This is a genomic window from Rhizobium sp. BK491 (assembly GCF_014194925.1).
In the GTDB taxonomy this organism is placed as follows: Bacteria; Pseudomonadota; Alphaproteobacteria; order Rhizobiales; family Rhizobiaceae; genus Rhizobium.
The window spans coordinates 138,969-165,702 of record NZ_JACIAR010000004.1 but is presented as its reverse complement, the minus strand read 5'-3'; the positions used below and the strand labels follow the sequence as shown (position 1 = coordinate 165,702).

Below are 26,734 nucleotides of genomic sequence, written 5' to 3'. Positions count from 1 at the left end.
TTTGTACCCTTCCCTTGGAAGGTTCAGGTTCCCCAAGCATTGTCCCGTCAGGCCGATTTCTATGACCTTTTTTGTCTATACAAATAGATACAGCCTCGCCTACACTGTCAAATACAAAACATAACGAACGCAAGAATTATGCCGCATGATGCCCGATGGATCGGGCAGAAGCGGTTTTCACGGACATTGAATTCATTGCCGGAGCAAGGCGAGCGTTGGTCCCAATTCATCAGAAAATTCTGAAGGATATCGAAAGCAGGATCGTGAGCGGCATCTGGCCGCCGGGGTACCGAATACCTGTCGAACACGAGCTGCTGAAAGAATATCAATGCTCTCGGATGACCGTGAACAAGGCGCTCTCGACCCTGGCTGAGCGTGGCATGATCATACGTCGTCGCAAGCTCGGCTCCTTTGTCGCTTCGCGGCAAATCGATCGCACGGTCATGGACATCCAGGATATTTCCACAGAAGCGGAGTTGGCGGGACACGAACATAGCCACACGATGCTGATGCGGAAAGTCGAAAAGCTCGATTCTGCCACGGCGATGCGGCTTGGCGAAACCATGGGGGCGGAAATCCTGCGGCTCCATTGCCTGCATGCGGTCGATGGCAAAGCGAATGCGCTGGAGCGGCGCATCATCATGCTGGACCTGGTGCCTTCAGCAAGAACCGAGAGTTTCGCTTCGGTACCACCAGGCAAATGGTTGCTGGACAGGGTGCCCTGGTCGAAGGCCCGGCATGTCATTCGAGCCGTCTCGGCCGATGCTGCGACGGCTCGCTTGCTTGAGACCGAACGCGGTGAAGCCTGCCTGACGCTCATCCGTCAGACATGGCAGAGCAGTCGCACGGTCACTTATGTCGAATTCATCCATCCCGGCGATCGTTTCCAGTTCGCCGGCGACTTTCATCCCAATGAAAGAGGCGTCATCGATCAACCACCGCAAGGAAGCACTTCTTGAACGACAAACGGATTAACAGGGCAGTTCCGCTTAAGGGCTTGCAAGCCTTTGAAGCCGTCGGCCGTTGCGGCAGCGTGAGCGCCGCAGCCTTGGAGCTGAAGGTTTCGCCCGGGGCGATCAGTCAGCAGATTCGGAAGATCGAAAGCTTTCTCGGCGTCACCTTGCTTGAGCGCAATGGTCGAACGGTGGAGCTCACCCAATGGGGGCGGCTCTATCATCAGGAAATATCGAAGGGATTCGAACAATTCGCAGCCGCGGAGCAGATCCTGGAACGGGCTCGCAACGAGAATGCCCTGGTTCTCAGCGCGCTGTCTTCCGTCGTCAACAAATGGATCGGGCGCCGGATCTTCGACTGGCAGGTCCTTCATCCAAATGCGCATGTCAGGATCGTCGGTCGCGACAAGGAACCACGCATGGGCTTCGACGACATTGATTTCCGCATCAGCTACGGATCGGACGTACTGCAGCACGAACATTATACCGAGCTGTTCCGCGATTGGGTGGTTCCCGCCTGCTCGCCGGCCCTGATCAAGGGCAAAGCGCCTTCTGCGACGCAACTTCTTCAATATCCGCTCCTGCATGTCGAATGGGAGCGGCATTTCACGCCCTATCCAAGCTGGCTTGAATTCGCCGCGAAGACGGGAGCGGCACTCGAGGAAACCGCCGCCGGCCTTTCCTTCACGCTCTCGAGCAGCGCAATTGATGCCGCCGTCAACAAGCGTGGCGTCGTTCTCGCGCAGATGTCGATGATTGCAGATGAGCTGGAGGCGCAGACGCTCATCATTCCCCTCGACATACGTATTCCCCTGCGCGAAAGCTACTTTCTCGCCTGGGACCGGGCTGCCCTGGAAAAACCGCACGGGCGCCAGTTTCGCGATTGGCTCGTCGCCATTTCCCGCCAGCAGGGTCTGGTATCGGCGCCCGCACCAACATTTTAGAAAAACTAAAACGGAACTCAGGTGCACGATATTGATGAAATTTTGCGCTTGGCGATAATTTACGCATCCGCCGTCAACGGGACTGCGTGGCCGATATAAAGGGAGAATTCGATGGCACGGACCGACAAGATGAAACTCGGAACTTTCGTCTATACGTTCGGCTTTCATCCAGCCTCCTGGCTGCATCCGGCAAGCGATGTCAACGGCGCCAACGACTTCGCGCATCTGCTCGATGTCGCCAAACGATCCGAGGCGGCGAAATTCGATTTCATGTTCATGGCCGATTCTCCAGCAGCGGCTGTCGGCGATCCGAATGCGCTCGCCCGGATTCCAACCAAGATGAACCGCTTCGAGCCCCTGTCGCTGCTCTCGGCACTCGCGGTCACGACCAACGATCTCGGTCTCGTGGCAACGGTCTCGACGAGTTACTATGAGCCCTACAATGTAGCCCGTCTGTTTGCCTCGATCGACCATCTGAGCAAGGGCCGCGCCTGCTGGAATGTCGTCACGTCAGACCATGACGAAACCGGCTACAACTTCAATCGCGAGGGGCTCGATCCGCACGCGCTACGCTATGAACGCGGCAACGAATTCGTCGACGTTGTCTTCGGCCTATGGGACAGCTTCGAGGAAGGCGCGCTCCTTCTCGATCGCGAAAACGGTGTTTACTACGACAAGGACAAGCACCACACGCTCAACCATAAGGGCAAGCACTTCCAGGTTCGCGGACCCCTCAACATCGCCCGAACGCCACAGGGCCGTCCCGTCATCGCCCAGGCCGGCGGTTCCGAACCCGGAATGGATATGGCGGCACGCACCGCCGAGATCGTCTTCAGCCTCGCATCGAACATCGAACGGAACCGGTCCTTCTACGACAATGTCAAAAGCCGGATGGCCGCCCATGGCCGCGATCGGGATGATCTGAAAATCATGCCAGGCATCGTTGTCAATGTCGGTGAAACCGAGGCCGAGGCAAAGGCGAAGGTGGACTATCTGATCGACAAGATGCATCCCGATGTCGGGCGGTTGATGCTCTCCGAATTCCTGGAGGCGGACCTGCGTGGCGTGGCTCTCGATGCGCCTTTCCCGATGGACCGGCTGCCGGCCGCTCCGAAAGGGTCGCGTGCCCTGTTCGACGAACTGGTCGATTTCGTCAAGAGCGGTCACACCGTCGGTGAGCTGATCCGGCATTATGCGGAGAAACACACCGGCAATGGCATAACGGGCACGCCGTCCCAGATCGCCGACTGCATGGAAGAGTGGTTCGAGACGCGTGCCGCCGACGGCTTTATCCTGATGTTTCCGACCTTGCCATCCAGCCTTGACGACTTCGTGCGGCTCGTCCTGCCGGAGCTTCGCCGCCGCGGACTGTTCCGCGAGGAATATGAAGGCAAGACCCTTCGCGAAAACCTCGGCATTTCAACGCCGGCAAACCGTTTTGCCAAGAGCTGAGGGCCTATCCAATGGGTGACGAGGCTCTGATCAGCGACGCGGAATTCAGACTATCGATGCGTCATCTGGCCGGTGCGGTCAGCGTGATAACGGTGGGTGATGGCCAAGACCGCACCGGCTTCACCGCAACATCGGTTTCCTCATTTTCGGCCGATCGGCCTTCCGTCATCGTCAGCATCAACAGGACCTCTTCCTCCTGGCCGGCGCTGCAGCGGTATGGCTGTTTCTGCGTCAACGTGCTTGCAGCCGACCAACAGCACGTCGCGCAATCCTTTTCCGGTATTAGCGGACGCAAGGGCGCCGACCGCTACGAGGGTGCCGGGTGGTATCGCCTCAAGACAGGCGCCGCCGCACTTGAAAATGCCCTGACAGTCCTCGACTGCAAGCTCGAAACCGCATTCCATCACCATTCCCATGCCATTCTGATCGGGCATATCTGTGCGATGGAAATCCGGCAGGACATCGGACCGCTGCTCTACTGGCGAGGCGGCTATCATGACCTTCCGACCGCGGTTGACGAACGCTGCCTAGCGCAGCCGATCCGGCAATAGTCCGATCGAAGCGACATCGGCATTGGCAAAGGCAAGTCTAAGGTAGCGCTCCTGCCCCTCGCCGAAATATGCCCCGGGTATGCAGACCACGCCGCGTTCCCTCGCAAGTTCTTCGGCAACCTCGGACGACGATCGGCCCTCGAAAGGATGGCGAACAAAGGCAAAATAGGCGCCTATCGCTGCAATCTCCCAGCCAGCCAACTCGGAAAACGCTCCCCTCAAGGCATCGGCACGGCGAGCAATTTCCAGCCGGTTGCCGGCCCGCCAGTCGGCAACGACAGGCAGAGCCGCAGCGACTGCGATCTGAGCCGAACGCGGGGCGCAGATCTGCATATTGTCCATGACCTTCGCGATCTCTGAAATGAGCTCGGGACCTGCCGTGACAGCACCGAGGCGATGACCTGGGATGCAGAAGGATTTCGAAAAGCTGTAGAGAAGAACGAGCGTATCTTCCCAACCCGGCTCCGACAGCAGCGAGTGCGGCCGGCCGTAATCTTCGGCCAGGAAATCGCGGTAGGTTTCGTCAACGACCAGCCAGGCGCCATATTTTCGGCAGAGCCTGAAAAGCGCGTGAAGCAGCTCGGGCGGATAGACTGCTCCGGTAGGATTGTTGGGCGTCACGACGGCAAGCATCTTCGCGCCGGCGGAAAGCGCGGCCTCTGCTGAACCGAGATCCGGAAGAAAGCCGGTTGCGGGATCGCACTCGACCAGCCCCCGCCCGATTCCCAGCATCGACAGCGTCGTGTCATGATTGAAATAGAAAGGATTGGTGAGCGCGACCGTATCGCCGGCGCCAGCAAGAGCAATCGCCGTGCACATGAACGCCTGATTGCAGCCGGCCGTGATATGGATATTGCCGGCAGATATGTCCGCGCCGTAAACTTCTGCGACATGTGCGGCATAGGCCTGCCGCAGCAAAGGCTCGCCCTCGATCGGGCCGTATCCCGTCATCGCCTGTTGTGCAGCTGTCTCGCCAAGCAGACGCAGCATTTCAGGATGCGCAGGATAACCGGGCACGGCCTGCGACAGATCAATGAGTGGCCCCTTCAATCCCTTGTATTCGCGGCCCCAGGCAACGACGGAAGGGATGGGTGGAGGGGAGAGGCGGGCAACAAGCGAATTGGATTTTGCAGCGGTCATATCGATTTCTCTTTGATACCGATTGCTACAACGATACCAATTGCTTTCTCAACCTCTTTGTTGAGTGATACGGATCTCAAGTGGAGACGCATGCGCATGGTGTGGGACAAGATGCGGCTCGAACAGCTGCGTGCGGAATTTGCAGACAGCAAAGGCGGCGAGATATTCGACGAGAAGTTTCGCAAAGTCGCAGAGAAGATCATCTCCAAGAGCGGCACGAGACTGGCACCATATGCCGGTGTGCCGACTTTCCTCAGCGCGCCCTACATGCAGGTCGCAGCCGACGAGCCTGAATTCGGCAATCTCCAGGTCGCAATCACGGGAATTCCGATGGATCTCGGCGTCACCAACCGCCCCGGCTCCCGCTTCGGACCACGCGCACTTCGCGCCATTGAGAGGATCGGCCCTTATAACCACGTTCTGGGAACCGCGCCGGTCTTCGATCTGCGCGTCGCCGACATTGGCGACGTACCGTTCCAGAGCCGCTATAGGCTGGAGCTCAGTCACGACGACATCGAAAAGCGTATCGGCCAGATCGTCGATGCCGGCGTCGCGCCTCTCTCGGTCGGGGGTGACCACTCCATCACTCATCCCATTTTGAAGGCGGTCGGTCGGAAGGAGCCGGTGGCCCTCATTCATATCGATGCGCACTGCGACACCAGCGGCGCCTTCGATCAGACGAAGTTTCATCATGGCGGACCGTTTCGCAACGCCGTACTGGATGGCGTGCTTGATCCGACAAGGACGATCCAGATCGGCATCCGCGGTTCGGCGGAATATCTATGGGAATTCTCCTATAAATCGGGAATGACCGTGATCCACGCAGAAGACATCAGCGCAATGGGGATGGAAGCCATCATCGCCAAGGCCAAATCCATCGTCGGTGACGGCCCGACCTATCTATCCTTCGACATCGACAGCCTCGATCCGAGTTTTGCCCCCGGTACAGGCACGCCCGAGATCGGCGGATTGACAACGCGCGAAGTGCTTGAGCTGATACGCGGGCTGAAGGGCATAAATCTCGTAGGCGGCGACGTCGTCGAAGTCGCTCCCCAATATGACGCGACGACCAACACCGCACATGCCGGAGCTCAGGTGCTCTTCGAGATACTCAGCCTCATGGTGTTCAGTCCGTCGATCGGCAACCGCTGAGCATTGTGTTCAGCGAAAGGCAATTTCGCCGCATAGGCTGGGTTTTCATGGCGATACGGAACAGACAATAGTGTGTCGCCATCGGTCCTCTTGGAACGCATGTCGACACACTGTTGTCGCGACGTCTTTGAGCCAGTGGACATTGGGTGACGCAATGAGTGATACGTTGGTCTGCACCTCATGCGGACTAGACAAGACCGAATCGATCGTTCACGGAGGCTCATACATACTTCGATGCGCCGCCTGCGGCAAAGCAATCGTCGCAACGTCGTTCATGGCGATGCTCGATTCCGAAGACGACTGGGCCGCCTTTGTCGATGCGGGTCCTGGAAATGTCCCTCAGCCGGAGGCACTCGTCGCGCGTGGACCACTTCGTGAGATATCGACGGCGATCAAGGTCTCGGCACGTCATGGAACTCAGATACGCCTGATCCCCGAAAGAAGGGATTGACCGCTATTGACCTGATGCTGCCGTGACGGAAATCCGCCCGAACTCGACATTACTGTGGCTGTTGTCCCCCAGGCGTCGCTTGACGCTCATTTCATTTCGTCGGCTGAGACCGCGCGGACAATTTATTTCCGTCAGGATCGCGAAGATATGCGACGAATGCTCCGTTCGGGCGCTCGGAGGGCGGACTTTCGATCGCCATGCCACCATGCGCGACACCGGCGGCATGCCACGCCAGAACATGGCCGGGGCTCGCGGCGGCTATACCGATAGTCCCGCCGTTAGCCGCGGTCGCAGGCTTGCCATCAATCGGTTTCGTGATCATCAACCGGCCACCCTCGTGGATATAGACCAGCCTGCCTCGCTCATCCATCTCGCCCGGATTACCACCCAATGCACCGAATGTGGCGTCGTAAAAGCTTCTGGCTCGTTCCAAATCGTTGCTGCCGATCATGACGTGAGTGAACATGCTTCGTCTCCGGTAAAATACCCAATGGCTCCCATTCAATGCTAGCCTAACCTTGCCGTAGGCCAGCCGCAAAGCTCTTGATGGAGAGCGATCTCCTACTCATTCTGCTCATCTCGGCGATGAAGTCGAGGCCTTATCCGCAAATCGGGGATGCGTTTGGATGTAGTGCCAGAGTCGGCTGGCGATGGGTCCGTGCGGGCGGTCGCGGCGGCGTGCCGCCACAAGGTCGATATCCATGCCCGGGAAATGCTGTCCCGTGATGGAGAGCAGACGTCCGTCACGCAACTCCTCCTCGATCATGAAGCGGGGCAGATGCCCCCAGGCCATGCCGCGAAGGACGATCTCCTTTTTCATCGCGTGATCGGCGACCGTGCATTGCGGTGCACCCTCGACCACGTAGAAACTGGGTTTTGCAATATCGCGCGCCGTGTCTCGGATGATGCATTGGGTCAACCCACGCATTTGTTCTGGAGTGATCGATCGCGAGGGTGCGAATGGCAGGAAGTCGGGAGCAACCACCGGCACGAAGGAGATCGCGCCGAGATCGATCCATTCGAGCCGCGGATCGGATTTATCGATCCAATGGAGGATCAGGTCGGCTTCGTCTTCTAAAAGCCGCTCGGATGGTCCGCCAATCGTCTCGAAATGCAGATCGAGCCGCGTGTTCGCACAGGCGGCGAAGAAGCCACCGAGCAATTGCAGGCCATCATGCAACGGGCAGGTGTCGCCAAGGATCACGCGCAGATACGTCTCCTCTCCCATTGTGAGCTGACGGGCATGCACCCGCAGCGCTTCCATTTCGCCGAGCAGGGCCTGCGCCTTGCGATGAAAGGAGCGACCAGCTTCGGTGAGATCTACGCGATAGCCGGTACGATCAAGGAGGACGACGCCGAGATTGGCCTCAAGCTTGGCGATCGCTGCAAACACGGCCGTATGCGACCGGTTCAACACCGAGGCTGCCGCTTGAAAGCCGCCTTCGCGGACCACCGCATCGAAACATTGGATTTCCTGGAGCGTGAATGGCTGCATTGTAGATTCTATTTACAATGACTTTCCAATCTTTTCAATTTTTTTGGAAGGAAGAGAGAATTAGCGTCGGACTGTTCTCGACCCCGCCCCGCTTTCCGGAACCAGATTCTGCGGCAATGCGGCAGGTGCCAACAACAAGAGAAGGACCATATCGATGACGAATAATTCCGCAGAACTCGCCACACTCAATCCCGAAGAGCCGGCCGCCCTGTCGTTCTTCACCACCGGCGATGGCGTCCGGATCGCCTACAGGATCGATGGGCGGGACGACCGCCCGGCACTAATCCTTGCCAATTCCATTGCGACCACCCTGCAGATGTGGGATCTCCAGATTCCCAAATTCGCCGAACACTTTCGGGTCATCCGCTATGATTACCGCGGTCATGGCGGCTCGGACGTGCCGGCTGGCGCCTATTCCGACGGAAGGCTCGGCCGCGACGTGCTGGAGCTGATGGACTGGCTCGGGATTGAGAGAGCGCATTTTCTTGGCCTGTCCCTCGGCGGCTGGGTCGGCCAATGGCTTGCCATCCACGCGCCGGAACGGATCGACCGTCTGATCCTCAGCAATACCTCTTCCTACCTCGGCCCCGCCGAAACCTTCGACAGGTCGATAGCCGCAACGCTCGCTGCGCCGGACATGAGCGAAGCCGCGGAGACCTTCCTCGGCAACTGGTTTCCGAAAGCGATGATCGCGGCGAACGGACCGGTTGTTCGCCAGTTTCGAGAGATGTTGCTGAACATATCGCGCAAGGGACTCGCTGGCCTGTTTGCCGCCGTGCGCGATGCCGACATGCGCCGTACCAGCGCCCTCATCCAGAGCCCGACGCTCGTGATCGCCGGCGAGTTCGACACCGTGACGTCGCACGCCATGGGTGAAGCAATCGCCAGCACGATCCCAGGAGCAAGGCTGAAAACCTTTCCGGCCGTGCACTTCTCCAATATCGAGTTTGCGCAAGCCTTCACCGAAGAGGTTGTGGCGTTTCTCAACCAAAAATCCGCTTGAAATCCTGGTCGAGTCCGGACGAACACCGCCTGTGAAACCTGGGCAGGCGGCGCTTGTCCAGGCCGAAAACTGCAGGCGAAGGACAAGGCGTCGCGGGTCGACGCTCGCTCGATAGTGGCCTTCTTGTTCCGACTTTCGGTTGAGTATAAGGATGGTGAAGCTTGGGATTGTCTTTACCGCGGGGCTCGCTGAATGACTTGGACGTCGCTATGACGCAGGTGCCACATGTCACTTCCGCTGAGCGGATCGGCGTACTCGATGAGCTCAGGTTCCTGGCTGCACTTGCGGTGGCGCTCTTTCATTTCGGGTTCCGAGGCAAAACGCTTGGTTTTACCGAGATGAATCTTCCAGACTGGATATCCGTGTTGAAATACGGATATCTGGGCGTGCAGATGTTCTTCGTGATAAGCGGTTTCGTCATCGCCTACTCGGCGGAAGGGCGAACACCGGGGCAATTTGCTATCGCGCGCTTTGCGCGAATTTATCCAATGTTCGTATTATGCATGACATTGACGTCCCTGATCGTCGCCATCTATGGCGCGCCGCAGATCAACGCGACCGTTGCGCAATGGGCCGCTAATCTGCTCCTCCAGCCCGGACTGCTGGGGCAAGAGATCATGGACGGCTCCTATTGGTCGATCTCTTACGAGGTCGTGTTTTACGGTTGGGTTTTCGTTCTGATAAAACTGGGCGGTTTCAAGCCGCGGCTGTATCCGGCCATTGTTGTCGGCTGGCTGCTTGTTTCAACAGTAGATCGTGCTTTCTTTGCCAATCCTTTGATGCGCCATCTCGCGCTGACCGACGAAAGCGGTTTTTTCTGTATCGGCTTGGTTTTTTACGCCGCGTTTCGCAAAGGCTACACGCTTCGCAATTTCGTTTTGCTCGCCTTATCGGTTGCGGTTGCCCTGTACCAATCCTTGGAAATGACCCAATGGAATCGCGAAAATTACGGTGTGGACTATAGCGATCTGGTTGTTGTCAGTTCCTGTCTTGCCATTGTGGCAATTGTCGCCTTGGCAATAAAGCGACAACGTTCGCTTTTGCCTGGAGGCGTGATGCTCGCGCTTGGCGGCATCAGCTATCCCTTTTATCTACTGCATCAGCACATCGGTTACGTAATCTTCAATAAGGTCGGAGCGACGGCCTCGCCGGAAACCGTTGTGACGATGACCGTACTGCTTCTGATATGCATTTCATACCTGCTTTGGCGCTTCTTCGATGAGCCGTCCCGACGGCTGACCAGGTCAGTTCTGACGCGGCTATTTGAGAATGGGTTTTATCTACCTCGGCCGAAGAAAGGTATTTCCGAAGCGGAATGAAGATTCGCCGTGCGACGAGACGGTCATGGCAGTCTCCTTCAAAGGGAACTTTCCGCGCTCGTCGGTTCCGCTGGGCGCCCACTCAGAGCGCACAAAGCAATGACCATCGACCTTCCGGGAAGGCTTCAAAGCGATCGAACGACCCCACAAGACGCTTCATACCGGTGAGTTTCCCGAGATTGGGCACCTTAGCGAAAACATCATGCCGGACAAGTTCCGCGTCCGCTGCGAGACCTGCGATATCGAGGATACGAACCGGCACGTCAACTGGCTCCACCGCCGGATGGCGAAGGACGAGTTTTTGGGAATATGTGATACCGACGATCCTCCTCTCGGCATATGTATGGGCCGATCTACAGGCCGGCCAACGCTTGATCGATCGCCGCCATCACATCTGCTCGCAAGGGTCCCTTTGCCAGAGCACCGGCGTTTTCCTCGACTTGGGCAACTGTACGGAAGCCGGGAATTGGCAGCGTGCGGGGCGAACGCGCCCATAACCAGGCAAGCGCACCCTGCGTAAGCGTGCGTCCGTCCTCGGTCAGCAGATTACGGACCGCCTCTAAGCGAGCAGCAAATTGAGGCGCGATCCTGCCGTCTTTGAAGTAGACCATCCAGTCGAGGCTCGCACCGCGCACATCCTTCTCGCCGATAGCCTTGTCAGGCGTGAACTTGCCGCTAAGAAGCCCCATGGCAAGCGGACCGCGATTGATGGAAATCAAGCCGTTGCGCTCGATGACATCGATCATCGCCGGAACCGGCTCGAAGACGTTCATCGTATGTTGAACCGAGACGAACCCTGCGCGATGCACATGACGTGCCGCACGATCCGGGTGGTCAGTGCTCCAGCCGAAGGCCTCAATCTTGCCTTCAGCCTTGAGCATTTCGAGTGTCTCGAATACCTCGTCAGACGCTTCAAGCGGAAAATCGTTGAGATGGAACTGCAGCAGATCCAGACGATCGCGGCGCAGACGGCGCAAAGATGTCTCGGCGGACCGCCGGATAAAGGCGGGATCGGAGAAAGCGCCTGTAGCTTGCTTGGTCTTCTCGTCCGTCGCGAAGCCGAATTTGGTGGCGATGATGATATCGTCGCGATTGCCGAGCGCTCTGCCGACCACCTCTTCAGAATGCCCAGCCCCGTAATTCGAGGCAGTGTCGAAGAAGCGAATGCCGAGATCCACCGCCCGGTCGATAGCACGGATCGATTCATCGTCATCGACTTCGCCCCAGCCGAGAGGCACGTCGCCAGCGTAAAACGGTCCGCCGATTGCCCAGCATCCCATGCCAAGGCGTGGAATTTCCAGGTCATTCCAGAGCGTTATTGTGGTCGCACTATCGGCTTTGGTCAGCATGTCATCCTCCACGATCATCCACCGTTACAGGCAGACATAGGCAGAGATGCCGGAGTGATAAACAGCCAAATCTGCAGGGTGTTTTTCATTCATGAAAAGCGGTGGTTCAACCGTTTCGAGGGGCGAGACGCAACCAAGACAGAGTTGAATGCCAGAAAGCCCCGAGGAAAGCGGACCGCTGCATCAGCGATCCGCCGCCGCGGCATTCGTCACTCCTTCACGGCACCGGTCATCGACGAAACGTAGTAGTCGACGAAGAAAGAGTAGAGGATGACGACCGGCAGTGAACCGAATAATGCGCCGGCCATGAGCGACCCCCACTCGAAAACATCGCCGCGAACCAATTCCGTCAGGACACCGACCGGGATCGTTTTGTTTTCCGACGATTGAATGAAAGTGAGCGCATAGATGAATTCGTTCCAGGACAGCGTAAAGGCGAAGATGCCGGCCGAGATCAGTCCGGGCACCGCCAGGGGCAGAATAATTTTGACAAGGATCTGCCAGCGGCTGGCGCCATCGACCAGCGCACTTTCTTCCAGCTCGAAGGGTATCGACCTGAAATAGCCCATCAATAGCCAAGTGCAGAATGGAATGAGGAAGGTTGGATAGGTGAAGATGAGCGCAAGTCTGGAATCGTAAATTCCCAGCTTGAAGACGATGAAAGCCAAGGGAATGAACAGGATCGAAGGCGGAACGAGGTAGGCCAGAAAAATCAGCAGCCCGATCGAACGAGAGCCGGTAAAGCGCACACGCTCGATTGCGTAGGCGCCAAAAATCGACGCCAGCAGCGACAACGCCGTCGATCCCACCGCCACCAATATCGTGTTCCAGAGCCAGCCTGGATAGGAGGTCTCGAAGAACAGGTACTTGATGTGATCGAGCGTCGGCTCCACGACCCAGAAGGGGCTGTAGTTATTGTAGTCGGTCAGCTGTGCGTTCGGCTTGATCGCCGTCATGGCCATCCAGTAGAAGGGAAACAGAAGAACGAAGACAAAGACCGCCATCGGCAGATAGAGTATGACGATACGGCGAGGCAGGCGGTTCAAGTAGCCCATGCCTTGGATGTCGTCGGTCAGAACGGGATTGGCCGTTTCGGTTTTTATGGTCATGGCGTTCTCCCGATCTCAGTCCTGTCCGCCCTGCTGCCATTTGCGGCGCTGCAGACCGAAGAAGCTGAACATGATGGCGGCAAGCAGGAAGGGGATCATTGCCACGGCGATTGCCGCACCCTCGCCGAGCTGACCGCCCGGGATGCCGCGCTGAAAAGAAAGCGTCGCCATCAGATGCGTCGCGTTGACCGGCCCGCCCTTGGTCAGCACATAGATCAACTGGAAATCCGTGAATGTGAACAGCACGGAGAACGTCATCACGACGGCGATGATCGGCGTCAACATCGGCAGCGTTACATACCGGAAGCGCTGCCAACTTGTGGCGCCATCAAGGGACGCCGCCTCCTGAAGCGAAGCGGGAATCGTCTGCAGGCCGGCAAGCAGCGAGATCGCGACGAAAGGAATGCCGCGCCAGACATTGGCGATGATCACCGAGATCCTTGCATTGGTCGGATCGCCGAGGAAATTGATCGGACTATGGATCAGGCCAATTTTCATCAGGGACCAAGAGATAATGGAAAACTGGGAGTCGTAGATCCACCAGAATGCCAATCCCGAAAGTACCGTCGGCACGACCCAGGGCAGGAGCACGATTGCCCGGAAGAACGATTTGAATGGCAGGTGCTGATTGAGAAGCAGCGCCAGCCAAAGGCCCAGCACGAATTTCAGGACGGAAGCTACGAAAGTGTAGAGCAGTGTATTGAAGACCGACAGCCAGAAGACGGAATCATTGGCCAGGTATTGATAATTCTCCAAGCCGATAAAACTGCCGGCGCGCCCGATCCGCGTGTCAGTGAAACCGAGCCAGACACCAAGTCCCAGTGGGTAGGTGAGAAAGCAAACCAGAAAGATGGCTGCCGGCAACATGAAGAGGAAGCCGAGCATATTGTTGTTCTGCATGAGCGATCTGATCGGGCCGCGCGTCGTATCGCCAGATGTCACGGTCGACATGGCATTATCTCCTGATGAACGGTCGCAGCATGCCGGCGCCGGCATGCTGCAGATCTTCTGGGGGATCAAACCTTGTAATAACGGTTTGCGCGCCGCTCAGCCTCTTTCATCGCATCCTCCGGCGTCATCTGGCCGGTTACGGCGGCCGCGAACATGTCGACGAGCACGTAATCGGCCATCACACCTGCCGAAGCATAGCCGAGTGGGCCGGCATAGCCGTTCGGGCGCAGCGTTTCCGAGGCGCGTGCATAGGGTGCGTGAACGGGATCGGCGGTCCAGACAGGATTGTTGGCAAAGGCCTTCAACGGTTGGCAGCAATAGGCGCTCGATCCTTGGATCCAGGCGTTCATCTGGTCGCCTTCCATCATGAACTTGATATAGGCCTTGGCTGCTTCCGGATATTTGGTATGGCTGAATAGAACCAGCGAGCTCGTCTGGTGCAGTTCGACACTCTTGCCGACCGGGCCGATCGGGAAGTTTGTGGTTCTGATATCGGCCGCGATTTCGGCAAGCTTCGGATCTTTTTTAGCTGCGTAATAAACCGAAACGCCGTTTGCGATCAGCGATACCTGCCCGGCAAGGAAGGCCCGGTTGTTGTTGATGTCCTGCCAGCTTTCCGTGCCGGGGATGAAGGTTGCATAGAGGGCTTGCGCATAGTGGATGGCCGCCAGCGTTTCAGGGCTGTTGATGGTCACCTTGCCGCTTTCGTCCACCATCTTGCCGCCATGGCTCCAAAGCAGCCAATGGGCGTAATTGTTGCCGTCACCGACCGCCTTGCCATGCGGGAAGCCGGCGGGCGTACCTTTCGCCTTCATGGCCTTGCAAAGCTCAAGGAATCCCGCGGTATCCTTGGGGAATTCGCTGAAACCGGCGGCCTTGACATGGCTATCGCGATAAACGACGGCGTTGCCGATCGCCGTCAGCGGCATGGCGATGAACTTGTCACCGCGGGTCGCATAACCGCGCACGCCGTCATACCAGCCGCCGTATTTATTGCCGAGATAGGTGGCGAGCTCCGTCAGGTCGACGAGTTTGTCAGGGTATTGATGAGCATCGTCGAACCAACACATCACCATGTCAGGCCCTGAACCGACATTGGCCGCGACGGCAGCCTTCGGTCGGATGTCCTCCCAGCTTTCCTTGTCAACACGAACCTCGACGCCCGTCGCCTCGGTGAATTTCTTGGTATTGGCAAGCCAGGCATCCTCGTCTCCCTTGACGAAGGGTGTCCAGCGAAGCAGCCGGAGACTTGCGCCCTTTTCGGGCGTGTAGCCCGGTTCGGCTTGGGCGAAAGATGGGCGTATACCGAGTGGCGAGAGGCCGGCGATGCCGGCGGCGGCCGCCGATGCAGCTAGAAAGTCACGTCTCTTGAATGGCATGATACTCCTCCTTTGAAAAACGGGAGCAAATTCCCCCGGCGCCCACCTTCCCGTTTGGTGAACGACGACTATCGCATTCGAACCGGCCGAATGCTTCCGCATCGATGGGTGAGCAGGAAGACTCCTCTTCTTCCGGCTCCGCACCGAAGCGGCATCAAATCGTCAATCTCTGACCGCTTTCGGCGTCGAAGAGATGGACATGCGGCACATCGATGGAAATGCGCAGCGTATCGCCGGGTTTGGCATTGATCCTCTCCCGGAAGATGCAGTTGACATCGCTGCCGCCGAACCGGACCGTCATCTGCGTTTCATAGCCCGTCGGTTCGATCACGATGATTTCCGCAGGCAGCCCCTCGGCATCGAGCGTGATGTATTCCGGACGCAGCCCATAGACGAGGTCGCGCCCCCTGGCGCCAGCGGGCGGATTTGCGACGGGCAGGACAGTTCCGTCCGACGCGATGAACCGACCATCACTCTCCGTATCGAGGCGGCCTTTGATCATGTTCATCGCCGGCGAACCGATGAAGCCCGCGACGAAAAGATTGGCAGGCGTGTCGTAGAGATCCAGCGGCTTTCCCACCTGCTCCACGACGCCATCATGCATGACGACAATCTTGTCGGCCATCGTCATGGCCTCGATCTGATCATGCGTGACGTAGACGGTCGTGGTGCCGAGACGTTGGTGCAGCTCCTTGATTTCGGCGCGCATGGCAACCCGGAGCTTGGCGTCAAGATTGGAAAGCGGTTCGTCGAAGAGAAAGACCTGGGGATCGCGCACGATCGCGCGACCCATGGCGACACGCTGGCGCTGACCGCCGGAAAGCTGGCGGGGATAGCGGTCGAGAAGTTTGGTCAGACCCAGGATTTCCGCCGCCTTCTTGACGCGCTGGTCCATGTCCGCCTTCGGCGCGCGTTTGAGCATCAGCGAGAAAGCCATGTTCTGGGCCACCGACATATGCGGATAGAGTGCATAATTCTGAAACACCATGGCTATGTCGCGGTCGCCCGGCGCCATTCCATTGACCACGCGATTGCCGATACGGATCTCGCCGGCGGAAATATTCTCGAGCCCGGCAAGCATTCTGAGAAGCGTGGACTTTCCGCATCCGGACGGTCCCACCAGGATCACGAATTCCCCGTCCGCAATATCGATATTCACACCCTTGATAACCGGGAACGCCCCGAATGATTTCCTGACATCGACAAACTCGACACCTGCCATAAAAGCTCCTCCCAGAACCTTTCACCTGTCTGACTTGCGGTCAGCCCTCCTCCGAGGCACGAACCGCCAGAATGCATTAATCCGACTTCGACGTCCTATACCCCGCCGCCGACCGGCATCTTTGTCTCTCTCACGTGCATCTCAGCCATATCTCCTCATACTGGCCAGATCAGACAGGATTGCCGCTCGCCAGTTGAACCTTGGTCGTGTCGTAAATACGCGTCAGATGATGCTCGAACGCCGCAACGACGGCATCTTGGTCATGGCGAGCGAGCGCCTCAAAGATCGCCAGATGATCGCTGTAGCTCGCCTCGACGGCACCCGGCTTGGCCATGGCATGGCGGCGGTAATTCATCATGTAGGTGTATAAATCGGTGACGAAGTCGGCGAGGAGCGGGTTTCCGCAGGCTCGATAGATGGCCACGTGGAATTCGCGGTCGCAGATCAGGAAACGCATCGCATCGTCGCCCCCGAGACGCTGGGCCTCCAGCAGCGCCTGCAGCTTTGCCAGAGTGACGTCATCGATGCGCTCGGCGGCGTCGCGGACAACCTTGAGTTCGATGTGAAGACGGGCAGCGTGGACGGATTCCAGATCATAGCCGTCGATTGCATTGGGAGAGGCGATCGTCACCGTAATGTGGCTGAGATCGACCTCACAGACGCGGCTGCGGCTGCCATGCGAAACTTCGATAATGCCCTGCGCGGCGAGCGCCTGAATAGCGCCACGCACCGTTTCGCGGCTGACATGAAGAACGTTGGCCAATTCACGCTCGCCCGGCAGCTCGTCGCCCGGTCGCAACATGTTGGTGGCGATCAGGACCATCAGCTTCTCGGCGATGACATCACGCGCCGTTCGGCGGGCGAGACTCCGCGCGATATTCGGCACCTCGGTCAAGATCGGACTTTCGTCCATCGCGTCCCCCGGTCCACTGGTTGGTCCAGCAGATCAGTTAATTAAAGATCGTTGAGGAAATCCGTCAAGACAATTTCGTTGCCGCAACCGACGAGAGCCTAATCAAAGGCGCTGCCGCTGAAGAGGATTCTTTTTCGTTGCAGTCTCGCCTTTGGCCACGATGGCGGCGAGCCAAGAGGCTTGCGGCGCTCTTCTGCCTCAGCTTCGATCTGCGTGATCTTGTGCCAATTATGGTGCAGCTTGTTCAACAGCATTTCGGCAAGCGCCCGTCACGAGAAGCCGCCTTGGTCTTGCGTTAAGCCAATCGGAGGCGGTTTTGCGGAACTGCGTCGAGGTCAGCGGCGCATATGCGATTTCGTCCCGCAGCTTTCGCCAGATACAGTGCTCGGTCAGCCTCCCGACAAAGGCTCGCAAGTTCAGTCCCGTGGAAAGCTCTCGCAACCCCGCCACTTATCGTCACCGTAATCTCGGGACCAAGTGTAGGAAAGCGGAGTTCGGCTACGGTCTTGCGGATCCGCTCCGCATAAAATGACGCGTCCCCCGCCTTTGCCGGAAGGAAGACGATAAACTCTTCTCCCCCTTGGCGCGCTAGCAACGCCCCTTTCGGTAAGGTTGACTGAACCGCCTGCGCCATCGCTGAAAGAACCTCGTCGCCCGCTGCATGCCCCCAGCGATCGTTCAATTGCTTAAAATGATCTATGTCCAGAAAAAGAACCGCGTCTCCGGGATGTGGCTGGCTAGGCGCGTTTGCATTAAAAAAGCGACGATTGTAGAGGCCCGTGAGGTGATCGCGGTCAGCAAGATTTTTAATCTTGGCATGTTGACGCTCGCTGATGAAGATCACGATTGCAATCGCAAGCACGAACTTGGAAATGATCATCAGGAGGAAGCCGTTAGCCACAGCGAGCACAGGAAAGGACCTGGTGGAGAATTCCAGCGCCATAATTAACGAAAGCAGACTGGCGGCGGCAAGCAGTCCTACAATCAACCTGCGGATCGGCAGCGGCTCACGATATGCATCCCGAAACACGACAACAGCGGTAGCAGCCATCGTCAAACACCCGAGAACCGTGAAAGTTGTCGCCCGGTAGATGTTAGTCAGATGGAATGCTGTGATCAATCCAGCCGCCAAAGTTCCGATTGCTGGCAGGAATACAAGCCATGGGTTGATTTTACGATCGGGATCGCTGATCAGGACAAAGGCCAAGGCAAGAAGGCAATACCCCAGAACCCCAAGCGCGATATTGAAAAGACTTAGGAGGCCATAAAGCGCGGGATAAAGCTCTGCATACCCCGCCAGTGTCGATCCCGCGGCAAGGACCACAAAGCTCGCTGCGAGAAGCCCGACCCCACGGCTTTCCGCCGAGGTGAGCCGCAAGTAACCCAAGGTCAAAGCGCCAGCAATATAGGACGTTTTCTGCAAGAAGAGGACAGTCGGAAGATCAAGTTCGCTGGTCATTCAACACCAAGGGGTCGTTCGTCAGCACCGCAATATCCAGTATTGTTGAATTTTTTGCGAATATCCAAAGAGAAGTGGAATTTTGTTCTAATTCTGAGGGTTCTCTGGAGTTGCAATTGACGTGATGCTATCTGGTATCGCTGCTCGTCGGTTAGGCAGGGCGATCGCATATGAACTGAGGTAGGTTCACTGGCCGGGAATTTTCCGCCCTGCTGCCGTCGGTTGCCAATCGGCGCTTCGACATTGCTGTAGCGATGATCGGAGCGACCGAGGCAGGCAGGAGAAGGTCGCTTTCTCTGATGCCTATCTCACTTACATGCCTTTTGCGGCGACGAGCTATTATGGAACAGCTATGCGTTTTCTCGCCGCTTGCCTTCACTGCTGTCTAGAGGACGATGCGTCCTCCCATCGCGGCCGAGCGCTTGACGGCCTCAATGACTTTCAATGTCTCCAAGCCTTCCCGGCCGCTGACTAGAGGAGCTTCCTCGCCCCGGATAACGCTGCAGAACTGACGAATCTGCATGACAAGCGGATCCTCGTTTTCGAATGCGGCTCTGTCGCGCTCAAATGCCTCGGTCCAGCTTCGCTTCTCGGCATTGCTCCATATTTCCAGCGACGGCACGGCCATAGATCCGTGTGTTCCGCCGATCATGTAGCAAATCTCCTGAGTTTTCGGGTAAGCGGGATTTTCTCCCGTCGTCATCTCCCAACTCCATGGCGCGACAACGGAATCGGACACGGAAGCAGTGCCGAGAACACCGCTTTTGAACTCGATGAGGATAACAGCGGTTTCCTCGACGGCATTGCCTCGCACAGCGTTGGATTCACGCGCCTGTACCGCGTTTATATCGCCGCAAAGGAAACGGAGGTTATCGATGTCGTGAATTAGGTTGAGGAAGACCGGCCCCGCTCCACGCTCTCGCCGCCAGGGGATGTCAAAGTATTCGTCCGGCTTGAACAGCCAGAACATCGCATTCACGATCAGGATCCGACCGAGCGTCCCGCTGTCGATAATCTCCTTCGCTTTCTGCATCATCGGATTATACCGGCGGTGATGTCCCGTCAGCAGCGCCACGCCTTTGGCCTCGGCCGTTTGCACAAGCTTCTCGCCGGCAGCGATATCGTCCGCGATCGGCTTTTCGATCAGCGCCGGGACGCCCGCTTCCACGGCTTCCAACCCATTTTGAACATGCACCTGGTTCGGCGTTGCGATGATGACTCCGTCGGGGCGCTCGGAAATCATCATGTCGGCAAAACTGGGGAACCATCTGACACCAGCCTCACTCGCGATCGCCTGGCCGGCTGGCGTGGGATCCACAACTGCCATCAGCTCTGCGGCGGGCTCTTCCATCACGTGCTTGATATGACGCGTGCCGATCAGCCCCGCCCCAAGGACTGCCAGCTTGACCCGGCTCGCCATCGCTATCAGTCCTTCTTCGCAGTCTTGAGCATGGTCGCAACTCTGCGGATGCCGAGTTGATAGCCTTCGGTGCCGAGACCAGCGATGACGCCATCGGCCCGGTGGGACACGAAGGAATGGTGGCGAAAACTCTCGCGCTTGTGGACGTTGGAGATATGGATCTCGATGACGGGGCCTTCAAAGGTATTCAGGGCGTCGAGGATAGCGAGCGAAGTGTGCGTGAACGCGGCCGGGTTGATGACAATGCCGGCGCCGTCCTCGCGTGCCTGGTGGATCCAGTCGATGATCTCGTATTCGCGGTTGCTTTGATGGAAACGGATCTCGTGCCCCAGCTCCGATGCCAACTTTCGGCAGCCCGCCTCGACGTCAGCCAACGTCTCGTGCCCGTAGATATGTGGTTGGCGCTTGCCGAGGAGGTTTAGGTTTGGTCCGTTGAGAACGTAGATGATGCTCATTGCATTTATCCTTGTTGGGCGTTGCCGGGATCAGGCGAAGGCTATGTCCTGAAACGCGAAGTTTGGGTCGGATTCGTAGAGATCTGCGCGAAGCCCGAGCCGGCCGGTTTCCAGTGCGGGAGCCGCGACGTCACGCGCAGCTTCGAGCACCGATTTCAGCAGCTCTCGTTTGACCTCCGCAGGACGGCCTGGGGCCATGCGTACAATTATCTGCACAAAGTGGTTGTCGGGATGTTCGTCGCCGACGCAGGAGACGGTGGCTTCTCTAGCGAAGGTGCGCACCACGGTTGGCTTGACCAGCCCTCCGTCGCGGACCTGGCGATGAACAGCGCGGGTCAGCTCTTCGATGGCGACGCGTTCCGCTGCGCCTCGGCTGTAGTCGATGATAATATGCGGCATGGAGTAGTCCCCCGATCAGGCTGTCACCCTGCATAGCTCGTCGAAATGGCGCGACATTCGTTCCGTATCGGGCGACAGGCCTGTGAAAAGCTCGAAGGCTGCGGCCGCCTGAAACACGGTCATTCCTCCGCCTGGGAGTGTTCGGCACCCCTTCTGCTTTGCCAACGCAAGGAGCTCGGTCACCAACGGCATATAGACAATATCCGCCACCCAGTGATGATGCTGTATCCAATCGGGATCTATCGGAAGCCCCGGATGGCTTGGCATACCAGTCGGTGTGGCGTGGATCAGGCCATCTGCGTTGGCGAGCGCAGCACCGACGTTCCGGACCGGCCTCGCAACCTCTCCTGAAAATCTCTCGTTGAGCTGATCCGCGAGCGTGGAGGCACGACGCTCGTCCTGATCAAAGATCGAGAGCCTTTCTATGCCGAGTTTCACGGCAGCGTGCGCGACGGCCACCCCAGCGCCGCCAGCCCCAAGCAGAACAGCATGAGCCTTCGCGACGTCGGGCAATCCGCGCTCGAAATTCTTGTAGAAGCCATACCAGTCGGTGTTGTGTCCGATCCGCTCGCCGTTCTGAAGCACGACCGTGTTTACGGCCCCAAGCATCTTAGCGTCCTCGGACAGGCGGGTCAGGTGAGGCAGCACGGTCTGTTTGCATGGATGGGTGATGTTGGTTCCCGCAAAGCCGCGGCTTTCCAGTTCGTTCAAAAGATCTGGCAGCGCGGAAGAAGGCAATCCGCGCTCCGCCAGGTCCACGAGCTCGTACTCGTAATCAAGCCCCAGGTGGCGCCCTTCCGTTTCATGGAGCGCCGGCGACTTTGACATCTGGATGTCGGCGCCAATGAGGCCGACCAGGAATTTGTTGTTGTCCATATCTCTGCCCGATCAGTGATGCGCAAGGATTTCGCCGAGAAATGCCTTCGTCCGTTCATGCGTGGGGTTCTTGAAGAAGGTTTCGGGCTCCGCCTCCTCGATGATCTCTCCGGAAGCCATGAAGATGACCCTGTCAGCAACTTGCCGGGCGAAGCCCATTTCATGGGTCACGCAGATCATGGTCATGCCGTCTCTTGCGAGGCCGATCATGGTGTCGAGAACCTCTTTGACCATTTCGGGATCCAAGGCGGATGTGGGCTCGTCGAAAAGCATCGCTTTCGGCTCCATGCACAGGGCGCGCGCGATGGCGACGCGCTGCTGCTGTCCACCGCTGAGTTGTGCCGGATACTTTTCCGCCTGATCGAGGATGCGAACGCGCTCGAGATATTTTCGTGCCAACTTCTCCGCGTCGGCGCGGCTTGCGCCCCGCACTCTCATGGGTGCAAGCGCGCAGTTTTGCAGGACGGTCATGTGCGGGAACAGATTGAAGTTCTGGAAAACCATTCCGACTTCACGTCGAATGGCGTCGACCGCCTTGGCGGTGCCGTCCAGCAGTTGACCTTCCACCACGATCTTGCCGCCCTGAATCAGTTCAAGAGCGTTGATACAGCGGATCAGGGTGGACTTGCCGGAACCGGACGGTCCGCAAAGGACGATCTTCTCTCCTTTGCGAACCGACAGATTGATGTTCTTCAGGGCATGGAAGGCGCCGTACCATTTCTCCACTTTATCAAGGGATATCAAGGTCGACTGATCATTGGGAGAATTGAGCACGGCGCCCTCCATTTATGCTTTACTTGACCGTAAACGGGATGTTGGGGATGGATTCAGGGAACTTGGGAAGATCGATTGCCATCCACTTCTTGGTGATGGCTGCGAGTTCCCCGTTGCCCTTTATCTTATCGAGGAAGGCGTTGACGGTCTCGTTCCAGTCCTTCTCGCCGAGTCGCGTTCCCACGCCGTTGTAAGTCGTCAGGAAGTCGATCTTGCGTTCATAGGTGCCGGCGCTGGCTGCATCGAGCCTCTGCCCGTAGAACTGATTGCCGCCCACTGCCTTTACCTGTCCGGAGATCAGGGCCTGGATAGTGGCCGCGTCATCGTCGAAGCGGCGGATGGTGGCCTTCGATCCGACCGCGTCGGTTACGGCCTTGTCCTGCGAGCTGGACTTCGGCACGCCTATTTCCCAACCAGCCACATCGGCCGGCGATTTCACGGCGTCGGCTTTGGCGGCATAAAGCGAAATCGTGTTGGCCGCATAAGGTTTGCTATACTGGATCGCCTTGGCGCGCTCTTCCGTCATCGCCATCGTGGCGAAGAGAATATCGACCTTGCCGGTCGTCAGCGCGGGAATACGGTTCGCTACCGCGAGCGGTTGGAACTGGACTTTCACGCCGAGCTCCTTGGCGAACAGCGTGGCCACGTCGGCGTCGAAGCCGTCCTGTTTACCGCTCGAGTTCACAAAGCCCCAAGACGCGTTGTCGCCCTGAATGCCCACGACGAGCGTTCCCTTCGACTTGATCTCCTCAACAGATGCCGCGTTGGCTGCCGCAGCGCCAATGGCGGCGAAGGTAGCGGTTGCCAGCGCTAGACCGAGAAATTTCCGACGATTGGTATTCATTGCACTTTCCTCCTCTTGTGCTGTTTACTTCTCCCGAAGCAGGTTTAGCGGGCGGCTTTTGCCATCCGTTTCTCAAGGCCGCTTCCGACGTGGGAAAGAGGCCAGCAAATCATGAAGTAGATTATGCCGACGATCCCGAAGACGAGCAGCGGGCGGTAGGTCTGGTTCGATATGATCTGGCCAGCCCGGGTTAGCTCGATGAAGCCCACGATCGCAGCAAGCGACGTCCCCTTAATGAGCTGCACGAGAAAGCCGATGGTCGCAGGCATCGAAATCTTCAAAGCCTGTGGCAAAACCACGTCCTTCATTCGGGAGACGTAATGCAGGCCAAGAGCGTTCGCGGCTTCGGTCTGCCCTTTGGGAACGGCTTCAATCGAACCGCGCCATATCTCGCCGAGGAAGGCGCTTGCGTGGAGAGTGAACGCGATCGCGACAGCGACCCAGGCGTTGACGTCGATGCCAAGCAAGGCAACGCCGTAGTAGACGACAAAGAGCTGCATCAGGAGCGGCGTGCCCTGGAAGAGCGCGATATAGCCGGATGATGCAAGCCGGGCGAACCGATGCTTCGACGTGCGCGCAAGCGCGATCAAAATGCCGAACACGCCCCCGCCGATAAAACCGATAACCGCCAGCAATACGGTCCATTTCAGACCCTGAAGGATGAAGAACAGCTCGTTTTCGCCGATGGGACCCATGAGCGCCTCCTATCGAGTCGGATAGTTGAAGTAGGAACGGGAGATCAGGGAGAAGATTCCCATCATTAGGCTTGAGATGACCAGGTAGATTGCGGTCACGGTGAAGTAGACTTCGAAGCTTCGGAACGTATCCGACTCGATGCGTTGCGCCGCGGAAGTCAGCTCATATGCGGCGATCGAGGTGCACACCGACGTGGTCAAGGTCAGCATCACGAACTGGCTCGTCAAAGAGGGGTAGATCGCTCGCAGTGCCGGCTTCAGAACGATGAGCCGGAAGACGTCGGCCTTGTGCAGCCCGAGCGCAAAACCGGCTTCGATCTGTCCCTTGCTGATGCTCTCAACGCCCCCGCGGATGATCTCGATAGCGTAGGCGCCTCCGTTGATCCCCAGCGCGATGATTGCGGTGACCGTCGGGTTCAGGCGGATGCCCATAAGCGGGAGGGCGAAGTAGATGAAGAAGATCTGCACCAGGAACGGCGTGTTGCGGACGACTTCGACGAACGCGATCACCGGAGCGCGAACCCACGCGGTCTTCGAGGTTCTTGCTGCAACGCCCAGGATTCCGATCACGAGAGCGAGCAGCATCCCGGCGAAGGCGAGACCCAAAGTTCCGAGCGAACCCCAAAACAATTCCGGGGCGCGGTCGAAGACCGCGCCAAAATCAAACCTGTAACCCATCTGCTGGCTTCCTCCCTTCGGCGTAGCTCTCACCTCGCCGCCGCCGCGATCATTGACCCGGCTTAAATATTCGTAAGGTCCCTTCGAACAGGCGTTTCAAATGCTCCCCCGCGTCTGCCGAGCCTGAAAGAGGTACTTCGACCGAGACCGATGCTGCCCCGTTGGCTATCACGACCAATTCGCCCAAGGGCAATTCGCCCTCGCCAGGGGCAAGACGCTTGCCTCGGGCCTCAGCGATCATGGCCTCCGCCGTGCTCGGAGCGGGTCCGATGACGTCGCACAACTGAACGTGCTTGACCCTATCGATCTCGTCGCGCAGCGATGCCAACGTTCCGCCGTTCCTGAAGAAATGAACTCCGTCAACGAGTGCGCCGGCATTGGACGCGCCGCTCGATTTCAGGAGATCGACGCTATCAGCGAAAGTTCTGACCGTCCGCCATCCCATGTTCTCGATATCGACTGCCAATCCGTAGCTGCTTGCAAGGCCGCAGAATTCGGTGAAGTTCGACTGCAGCCTGCTCTGTTCCGGATCGTCGCCGCACACGCTTAGACGCCTGGCCCCGATGTTGGCAGCCGCAGCCACTACGGGCTCCAGAGACAAGGCATTGAATGAGGGATCGATGACAAAGAACTCGATATCGAAGACCTCGAGCGCTTCGCCGCGTAATACGGCTTTCAATTCTTCCGCTGCGCGGCCGCCTACGGGCAGCTCGTAGTATGGCGCTCCAGGAAATGCCGGGTTCAGCCTCAGTCCAATCCTGGAAAAGCCCGCCCCCGCCGCGGCCTTCGCAAAATCGCTCGGCGCCAGGGAGATGGCGGAGAAGTGCGCTACGCCAATCTGTTGCTCTGATTTCGATCCAGGTGTCACCATCACACGATCCCTTTCGTCGCGAGATGATTTCGAAGGTTCGTCCCAGTGCGGTGGATGTGCTGTCGCAGTTTCTCGGTGGCGTATTCGATGTCCCGCGCGACCGCTCCTTGCGCAATCTCGCTGTGCTCCTGCCCGACGTTTCGGTCGCCGGAAGTCCTGATGAGGAAGACCCGGCGGTATCGGTCATTCAAGTTCAACAAGAGGCCGCAGAAATGCAGCAGAAGCGGTTTGCCGCAACCGGAAATGAGCGTGAGATGGAATTCCCGGTGAAGAGTCTCCCATTGCTCGAGCGTCTCAGGCCGTGAGGCATCTCGTTCCGTGCGGTTCAGGCGATGAAGCGAGCGCATTATATTGCCCTCCCACTCGACATCGCCGATACGCATGGATTCCCGCAGCGCGAAGACTTCGAGCTCTTCGCGGAGCGTCGTGATTTCTTCCAGATTCGCCAGCGAGATCGGCGCTACGCGATAGCCGCGATTGTCCTGAAACTCCACCAGGCCGTCGGAGATCAAGCGGGCAAGCCCCTCCCTCAGAGGGCTTAAGCTGACGTTGAACGTGCGGCGCGCCTTGTCGAGATTGATCTTGCTGCCGGCTTCCAGTTCGCCAGAGATGATCGCCTCGCGCAGACGCGACGCCAACTGGCTTCCGATCGTGTTCTTGCCATCATCGGAAAAACCCGCGGACGCCGTCTCCTCGTCTGTCATCGGCGCAGAGGCGCTGTCGTCGGTCGAGCTCATCCCTACTCCTTGACAATTCTGATCAACTGTCGATGATCGATATGATAAACGATTATTTATGTCAACGAGAAAGCGAAAAAGGGCCCGCTTTATAGTTGAAACTCTATCGCATCTTAAATTTAATTCAATAAATTCAGTATGTT

28 protein-coding genes and 1 pseudogene are annotated in these 26,734 nt (G+C 57.9%); 9 read left to right on the top strand and 20 right to left on the bottom strand.

The annotated features are described in order from the left end of the window. Positions 1 to 215: 215 nt before the first annotated feature. The 4 genes from FHX05_RS19130 to FHX05_RS19115 all read left to right on the top strand — a co-directional run bounded on the left by FHX05_RS19130 (position 216) and on the right by FHX05_RS19115 (position 3,900). Complete coding sequence (locus FHX05_RS19130) at positions 216 to 959, top strand: UTRA domain-containing protein (RefSeq protein WP_183873815.1); 744 nt, start codon at positions 216 to 218, stop codon at positions 957 to 959. Further along, complete coding sequence (locus FHX05_RS19125; RefSeq protein ID WP_183873813.1) at positions 956 to 1,897, top strand: LysR family transcriptional regulator; 942 nt, start codon at positions 956 to 958, stop codon at positions 1,895 to 1,897. Before FHX05_RS19130 ends, FHX05_RS19125 begins: the two co-directional genes overlap by 4 nt. A 111-nt stretch (positions 1,898 to 2,008) precedes the next feature. Then, positions 2,009 to 3,349, top strand: a complete 1,341-nt coding sequence (locus tag FHX05_RS19120) for an LLM class flavin-dependent oxidoreductase (RefSeq protein ID WP_183873811.1) — start codon at positions 2,009 to 2,011, stop codon at positions 3,347 to 3,349. A gap of 11 nt (positions 3,350 to 3,360) precedes the next feature. Continuing rightward, on the top strand, positions 3,361 to 3,900 hold the full coding sequence (locus FHX05_RS19115) for a flavin reductase family protein (protein WP_183873809.1): 540 nt from the start codon (positions 3,361 to 3,363) through the stop codon (positions 3,898 to 3,900). Here FHX05_RS19115 and FHX05_RS19110 read toward each other — a convergent pair. After that, on the bottom strand, positions 3,877 to 5,040 hold the full coding sequence (locus FHX05_RS19110) for an aminotransferase (protein WP_183873807.1): 1,164 nt from the start codon (positions 5,038 to 5,040) through the stop codon (positions 3,877 to 3,879). The genes FHX05_RS19115 and FHX05_RS19110 overlap by 24 nt on opposite strands. Positions 5,041 to 5,136: 96 nt before the next feature. Between FHX05_RS19110 and speB the strand changes: the two genes are divergently transcribed. Both speB and FHX05_RS30440 read left to right on the top strand, forming a co-directional pair. Continuing rightward, positions 5,137 to 6,192, top strand: a complete 1,056-nt coding sequence (speB, locus tag FHX05_RS19105) for an agmatinase (RefSeq protein ID WP_183711349.1) — start codon at positions 5,137 to 5,139, stop codon at positions 6,190 to 6,192. Between the two features lie 154 nt (positions 6,193 to 6,346). Continuing rightward, positions 6,347 to 6,643 (top strand): hypothetical protein, encoded by a 297-nt coding sequence (locus tag FHX05_RS30440; RefSeq protein WP_246699007.1) that lies wholly within the window; start codon positions 6,347 to 6,349, stop codon positions 6,641 to 6,643. A gap of 91 nt (positions 6,644 to 6,734) precedes the next feature. Here the strand turns inward: FHX05_RS30440 and FHX05_RS19100 are convergent, their stop codons facing one another. Beyond that, positions 6,735 to 7,109, bottom strand: a complete 375-nt coding sequence (locus tag FHX05_RS19100) for a VOC family protein (protein WP_112608551.1) — start codon at positions 7,107 to 7,109, stop codon at positions 6,735 to 6,737. A 108-nt stretch (positions 7,110 to 7,217) separates the two neighbouring features. Continuing rightward, the gene (locus FHX05_RS19095) at positions 7,218 to 8,138 is read right to left on the bottom strand and encodes a LysR family transcriptional regulator (protein ID WP_112335948.1); all 921 of its coding nucleotides are present in this window, start codon (positions 8,136 to 8,138) and stop codon (positions 7,218 to 7,220) included. Between the two features lie 154 nt (positions 8,139 to 8,292). Here FHX05_RS19095 and FHX05_RS19090 point away from each other — a divergent pair, with 154 nt between their 5' ends. Continuing rightward, positions 8,293 to 9,141, top strand: a complete 849-nt coding sequence (locus tag FHX05_RS19090; RefSeq protein ID WP_183873804.1) for an alpha/beta fold hydrolase — start codon at positions 8,293 to 8,295, stop codon at positions 9,139 to 9,141. A 209-nt stretch (positions 9,142 to 9,350) separates the two neighbouring features. After that, positions 9,351 to 10,460, top strand: a complete 1,110-nt coding sequence (locus FHX05_RS19085; protein WP_183873801.1) for an acyltransferase — start codon at positions 9,351 to 9,353, stop codon at positions 10,458 to 10,460. Between the two features lie 353 nt (positions 10,461 to 10,813). Here FHX05_RS19085 and FHX05_RS19080 read toward each other — a convergent pair whose 3' ends face one another. The 7 genes from FHX05_RS19080 to FHX05_RS19050 all read right to left on the bottom strand — a co-directional run bounded on the left by FHX05_RS19080 (position 10,814) and on the right by FHX05_RS19050 (position 18,842). Next, positions 10,814 to 11,809 carry an aldo/keto reductase gene (locus tag FHX05_RS19080; protein ID WP_183873799.1) on the bottom strand — a complete coding sequence of 332 codons (996 nt, stop codon included), beginning with the start codon at positions 11,807 to 11,809 and terminating at the stop codon, positions 10,814 to 10,816. 209 nt (positions 11,810 to 12,018) lie between these two features. Then, positions 12,019 to 12,918 carry a carbohydrate ABC transporter permease gene (locus FHX05_RS19075; RefSeq protein ID WP_183873797.1) on the bottom strand — a complete coding sequence of 300 codons (900 nt, stop codon included), beginning with the start codon at positions 12,916 to 12,918 and terminating at the stop codon, positions 12,019 to 12,021. Positions 12,919 to 12,933: 15 nt separating this feature from the next. Continuing rightward, positions 12,934 to 13,869 carry a sugar ABC transporter permease gene (locus tag FHX05_RS19070; RefSeq protein ID WP_041678257.1) on the bottom strand — a complete coding sequence of 312 codons (936 nt, stop codon included), beginning with the start codon at positions 13,867 to 13,869 and terminating at the stop codon, positions 12,934 to 12,936. 65 nt (positions 13,870 to 13,934) lie between these two features. Then, positions 13,935 to 15,248: an ABC transporter substrate-binding protein gene (locus FHX05_RS19065; protein WP_112335953.1), complete on the bottom strand. Its 1,314-nt coding sequence runs from the start codon at positions 15,246 to 15,248 to the stop codon at positions 13,935 to 13,937. 154 nt (positions 15,249 to 15,402) lie between these two features. Next, positions 15,403 to 16,470, bottom strand: a complete 1,068-nt coding sequence (ugpC, locus tag FHX05_RS19060) for a sn-glycerol-3-phosphate ABC transporter ATP-binding protein UgpC (protein WP_183873795.1) — start codon at positions 16,468 to 16,470, stop codon at positions 15,403 to 15,405. Positions 16,471 to 16,639: 169 nt separating this feature from the next. Then, a complete protein-coding gene (locus FHX05_RS19055; RefSeq protein WP_183873793.1) occupies positions 16,640 to 17,383 on the bottom strand; it encodes a FadR/GntR family transcriptional regulator in 744 nt (247 codons plus the stop codon). A 295-nt stretch (positions 17,384 to 17,678) separates the two neighbouring features. Next, entirely contained in the window at positions 17,679 to 18,842 is a 1,164-nt protein-coding gene (locus FHX05_RS19050) for a GGDEF domain-containing protein (protein ID WP_183873791.1), read from the bottom strand. A 185-nt stretch (positions 18,843 to 19,027) separates the two neighbouring features. On the opposite strand from FHX05_RS19050, the pseudogene FHX05_RS30435 reads away from it, so the two are divergent. Continuing rightward, positions 19,028 to 19,135 (top strand): annotated as a pseudogene (locus FHX05_RS30435) (amino acid ABC transporter substrate-binding protein); the annotation flags it as partial. A 92-nt stretch (positions 19,136 to 19,227) separates the two neighbouring features. Here the strand turns inward: FHX05_RS30435 and FHX05_RS19045 are convergent. Genes FHX05_RS19045 through FHX05_RS19000 form a run of 10 tightly spaced genes read right to left on the bottom strand, consistent with a single transcriptional unit; the run spans position 19,228 to position 26,591 of the window. Beyond that, entirely contained in the window at positions 19,228 to 20,262 is a 1,035-nt protein-coding gene (locus tag FHX05_RS19045) for a Gfo/Idh/MocA family oxidoreductase (protein WP_183873789.1), read from the bottom strand. 5 nt (positions 20,263 to 20,267) lie between these two features. Continuing rightward, a complete protein-coding gene (gene aroQ / locus FHX05_RS19040; RefSeq protein WP_183873787.1) occupies positions 20,268 to 20,717 on the bottom strand; it encodes a type II 3-dehydroquinate dehydratase in 450 nt (149 codons plus the stop codon). A gap of 30 nt (positions 20,718 to 20,747) precedes the next feature. Then, positions 20,748 to 21,116 (bottom strand): 5-carboxymethyl-2-hydroxymuconate Delta-isomerase, encoded by a 369-nt coding sequence (locus FHX05_RS19035; RefSeq protein WP_183711329.1) that lies wholly within the window; start codon positions 21,114 to 21,116, stop codon positions 20,748 to 20,750. A 15-nt stretch (positions 21,117 to 21,131) separates the two neighbouring features. Further along, the gene (locus FHX05_RS19030; RefSeq protein WP_183873786.1) at positions 21,132 to 21,992 is read right to left on the bottom strand and encodes a shikimate dehydrogenase; all 861 of its coding nucleotides are present in this window, start codon (positions 21,990 to 21,992) and stop codon (positions 21,132 to 21,134) included. Between the two features lie 12 nt (positions 21,993 to 22,004). After that, positions 22,005 to 22,778, bottom strand: coding sequence for an amino acid ABC transporter ATP-binding protein (locus FHX05_RS19025; RefSeq protein ID WP_162708053.1), 774 nt, complete (start codon positions 22,776 to 22,778; stop codon positions 22,005 to 22,007). A 7-nt stretch (positions 22,779 to 22,785) separates the two neighbouring features. Then, a complete protein-coding gene (locus FHX05_RS19020; RefSeq protein WP_183873783.1) occupies positions 22,786 to 23,610 on the bottom strand; it encodes a transporter substrate-binding domain-containing protein in 825 nt (274 codons plus the stop codon). Positions 23,611 to 23,654: 44 nt separating this feature from the next. Further along, complete coding sequence (locus FHX05_RS19015) at positions 23,655 to 24,305, bottom strand: amino acid ABC transporter permease (RefSeq protein ID WP_112410279.1); 651 nt, start codon at positions 24,303 to 24,305, stop codon at positions 23,655 to 23,657. A gap of 9 nt (positions 24,306 to 24,314) precedes the next feature. Next, positions 24,315 to 24,983: an amino acid ABC transporter permease gene (locus FHX05_RS19010; RefSeq protein WP_183873781.1), complete on the bottom strand. Its 669-nt coding sequence runs from the start codon at positions 24,981 to 24,983 to the stop codon at positions 24,315 to 24,317. A gap of 49 nt (positions 24,984 to 25,032) precedes the next feature. Continuing rightward, positions 25,033 to 25,854 carry a sugar phosphate isomerase/epimerase gene (locus FHX05_RS19005; protein ID WP_183873779.1) on the bottom strand — a complete coding sequence of 274 codons (822 nt, stop codon included), beginning with the start codon at positions 25,852 to 25,854 and terminating at the stop codon, positions 25,033 to 25,035. After that, positions 25,854 to 26,591: a GntR family transcriptional regulator gene (locus FHX05_RS19000; RefSeq protein WP_112335964.1), complete on the bottom strand. Its 738-nt coding sequence runs from the start codon at positions 26,589 to 26,591 to the stop codon at positions 25,854 to 25,856. The genes FHX05_RS19005 and FHX05_RS19000 overlap by 1 nt, the downstream gene beginning before the upstream one ends. Between the last annotated feature and the right edge of the window lie 143 nt (positions 26,592 to 26,734).

Excerpts from the sequence above, each read along its gene's own strand:
- FHX05_RS19080 (WP_183873799.1), bottom strand. The coding sequence starts at position 11,809 with ATGCTGACCAAAGCCGATAGTGCGACCACAATAACGCTCTGGAATGAC.
- FHX05_RS19000 (WP_112335964.1), bottom strand. The coding sequence starts at position 26,591 with ATGAGCTCGACCGACGACAGCGCCTCTGCGCCGATGACAGACGAGGAG.
- FHX05_RS19010 (WP_183873781.1), bottom strand. The coding sequence starts at position 24,983 with ATGGGTTACAGGTTTGATTTTGGCGCGGTCTTCGACCGCGCCCCGGAA.
- FHX05_RS19020 (WP_183873783.1), bottom strand. The coding sequence starts at position 23,610 with ATGAATACCAATCGTCGGAAATTTCTCGGTCTAGCGCTGGCAACCGCT.
- FHX05_RS19030 (WP_183873786.1), bottom strand. The coding sequence starts at position 21,992 with ATGGACAACAACAAATTCCTGGTCGGCCTCATTGGCGCCGACATCCAG.
- aroQ (WP_183873787.1), bottom strand. The coding sequence starts at position 20,717 with ATGAGCATCATCTACGTTCTCAACGGACCAAACCTAAACCTCCTCGGC.
- FHX05_RS19075 (WP_183873797.1), bottom strand. The coding sequence starts at position 12,918 with ATGACCATAAAAACCGAAACGGCCAATCCCGTTCTGACCGACGACATC.
- FHX05_RS19070 (WP_041678257.1), bottom strand. The coding sequence starts at position 13,869 with ATGTCGACCGTGACATCTGGCGATACGACGCGCGGCCCGATCAGATCG.
- FHX05_RS19055 (WP_183873793.1), bottom strand. The coding sequence starts at position 17,383 with ATGGACGAAAGTCCGATCTTGACCGAGGTGCCGAATATCGCGCGGAGT.
- FHX05_RS19005 (WP_183873779.1), bottom strand. The coding sequence starts at position 25,854 with ATGGTGACACCTGGATCGAAATCAGAGCAACAGATTGGCGTAGCGCAC.
- FHX05_RS19115 (WP_183873809.1), top strand. The coding sequence starts at position 3,361 with ATGGGTGACGAGGCTCTGATCAGCGACGCGGAATTCAGACTATCGATG.
- FHX05_RS19050 (WP_183873791.1), bottom strand. The coding sequence starts at position 18,842 with ATGACCAGCGAACTTGATCTTCCGACTGTCCTCTTCTTGCAGAAAACG.
- FHX05_RS19110 (WP_183873807.1), bottom strand. The coding sequence starts at position 5,040 with ATGACCGCTGCAAAATCCAATTCGCTTGTTGCCCGCCTCTCCCCTCCA.
- FHX05_RS19045 (WP_183873789.1), bottom strand. The coding sequence starts at position 20,262 with ATGGCGAGCCGGGTCAAGCTGGCAGTCCTTGGGGCGGGGCTGATCGGC.
- FHX05_RS19120 (WP_183873811.1), top strand. The coding sequence starts at position 2,009 with ATGGCACGGACCGACAAGATGAAACTCGGAACTTTCGTCTATACGTTC.
- FHX05_RS19090 (WP_183873804.1), top strand. The coding sequence starts at position 8,293 with ATGACGAATAATTCCGCAGAACTCGCCACACTCAATCCCGAAGAGCCG.
- FHX05_RS19065 (WP_112335953.1), bottom strand. The coding sequence starts at position 15,248 with ATGCCATTCAAGAGACGTGACTTTCTAGCTGCATCGGCGGCCGCCGCC.
- FHX05_RS19100 (WP_112608551.1), bottom strand. The coding sequence starts at position 7,109 with ATGTTCACTCACGTCATGATCGGCAGCAACGATTTGGAACGAGCCAGA.
- FHX05_RS30440 (WP_246699007.1), top strand. The coding sequence starts at position 6,347 with ATGAGTGATACGTTGGTCTGCACCTCATGCGGACTAGACAAGACCGAA.
- FHX05_RS19025 (WP_162708053.1), bottom strand. The coding sequence starts at position 22,778 with ATGGAGGGCGCCGTGCTCAATTCTCCCAATGATCAGTCGACCTTGATA.
- FHX05_RS19095 (WP_112335948.1), bottom strand. The coding sequence starts at position 8,138 with ATGCAGCCATTCACGCTCCAGGAAATCCAATGTTTCGATGCGGTGGTC.
- FHX05_RS19035 (WP_183711329.1), bottom strand. The coding sequence starts at position 21,116 with ATGCCGCATATTATCATCGACTACAGCCGAGGCGCAGCGGAACGCGTC.
- ugpC (WP_183873795.1), bottom strand. The coding sequence starts at position 16,470 with ATGGCAGGTGTCGAGTTTGTCGATGTCAGGAAATCATTCGGGGCGTTC.
- speB (WP_183711349.1), top strand. The coding sequence starts at position 5,137 with ATGGTGTGGGACAAGATGCGGCTCGAACAGCTGCGTGCGGAATTTGCA.
- FHX05_RS19015 (WP_112410279.1), bottom strand. The coding sequence starts at position 24,305 with ATGGGTCCCATCGGCGAAAACGAGCTGTTCTTCATCCTTCAGGGTCTG.
- FHX05_RS19085 (WP_183873801.1), top strand. The coding sequence starts at position 9,351 with ATGACGCAGGTGCCACATGTCACTTCCGCTGAGCGGATCGGCGTACTC.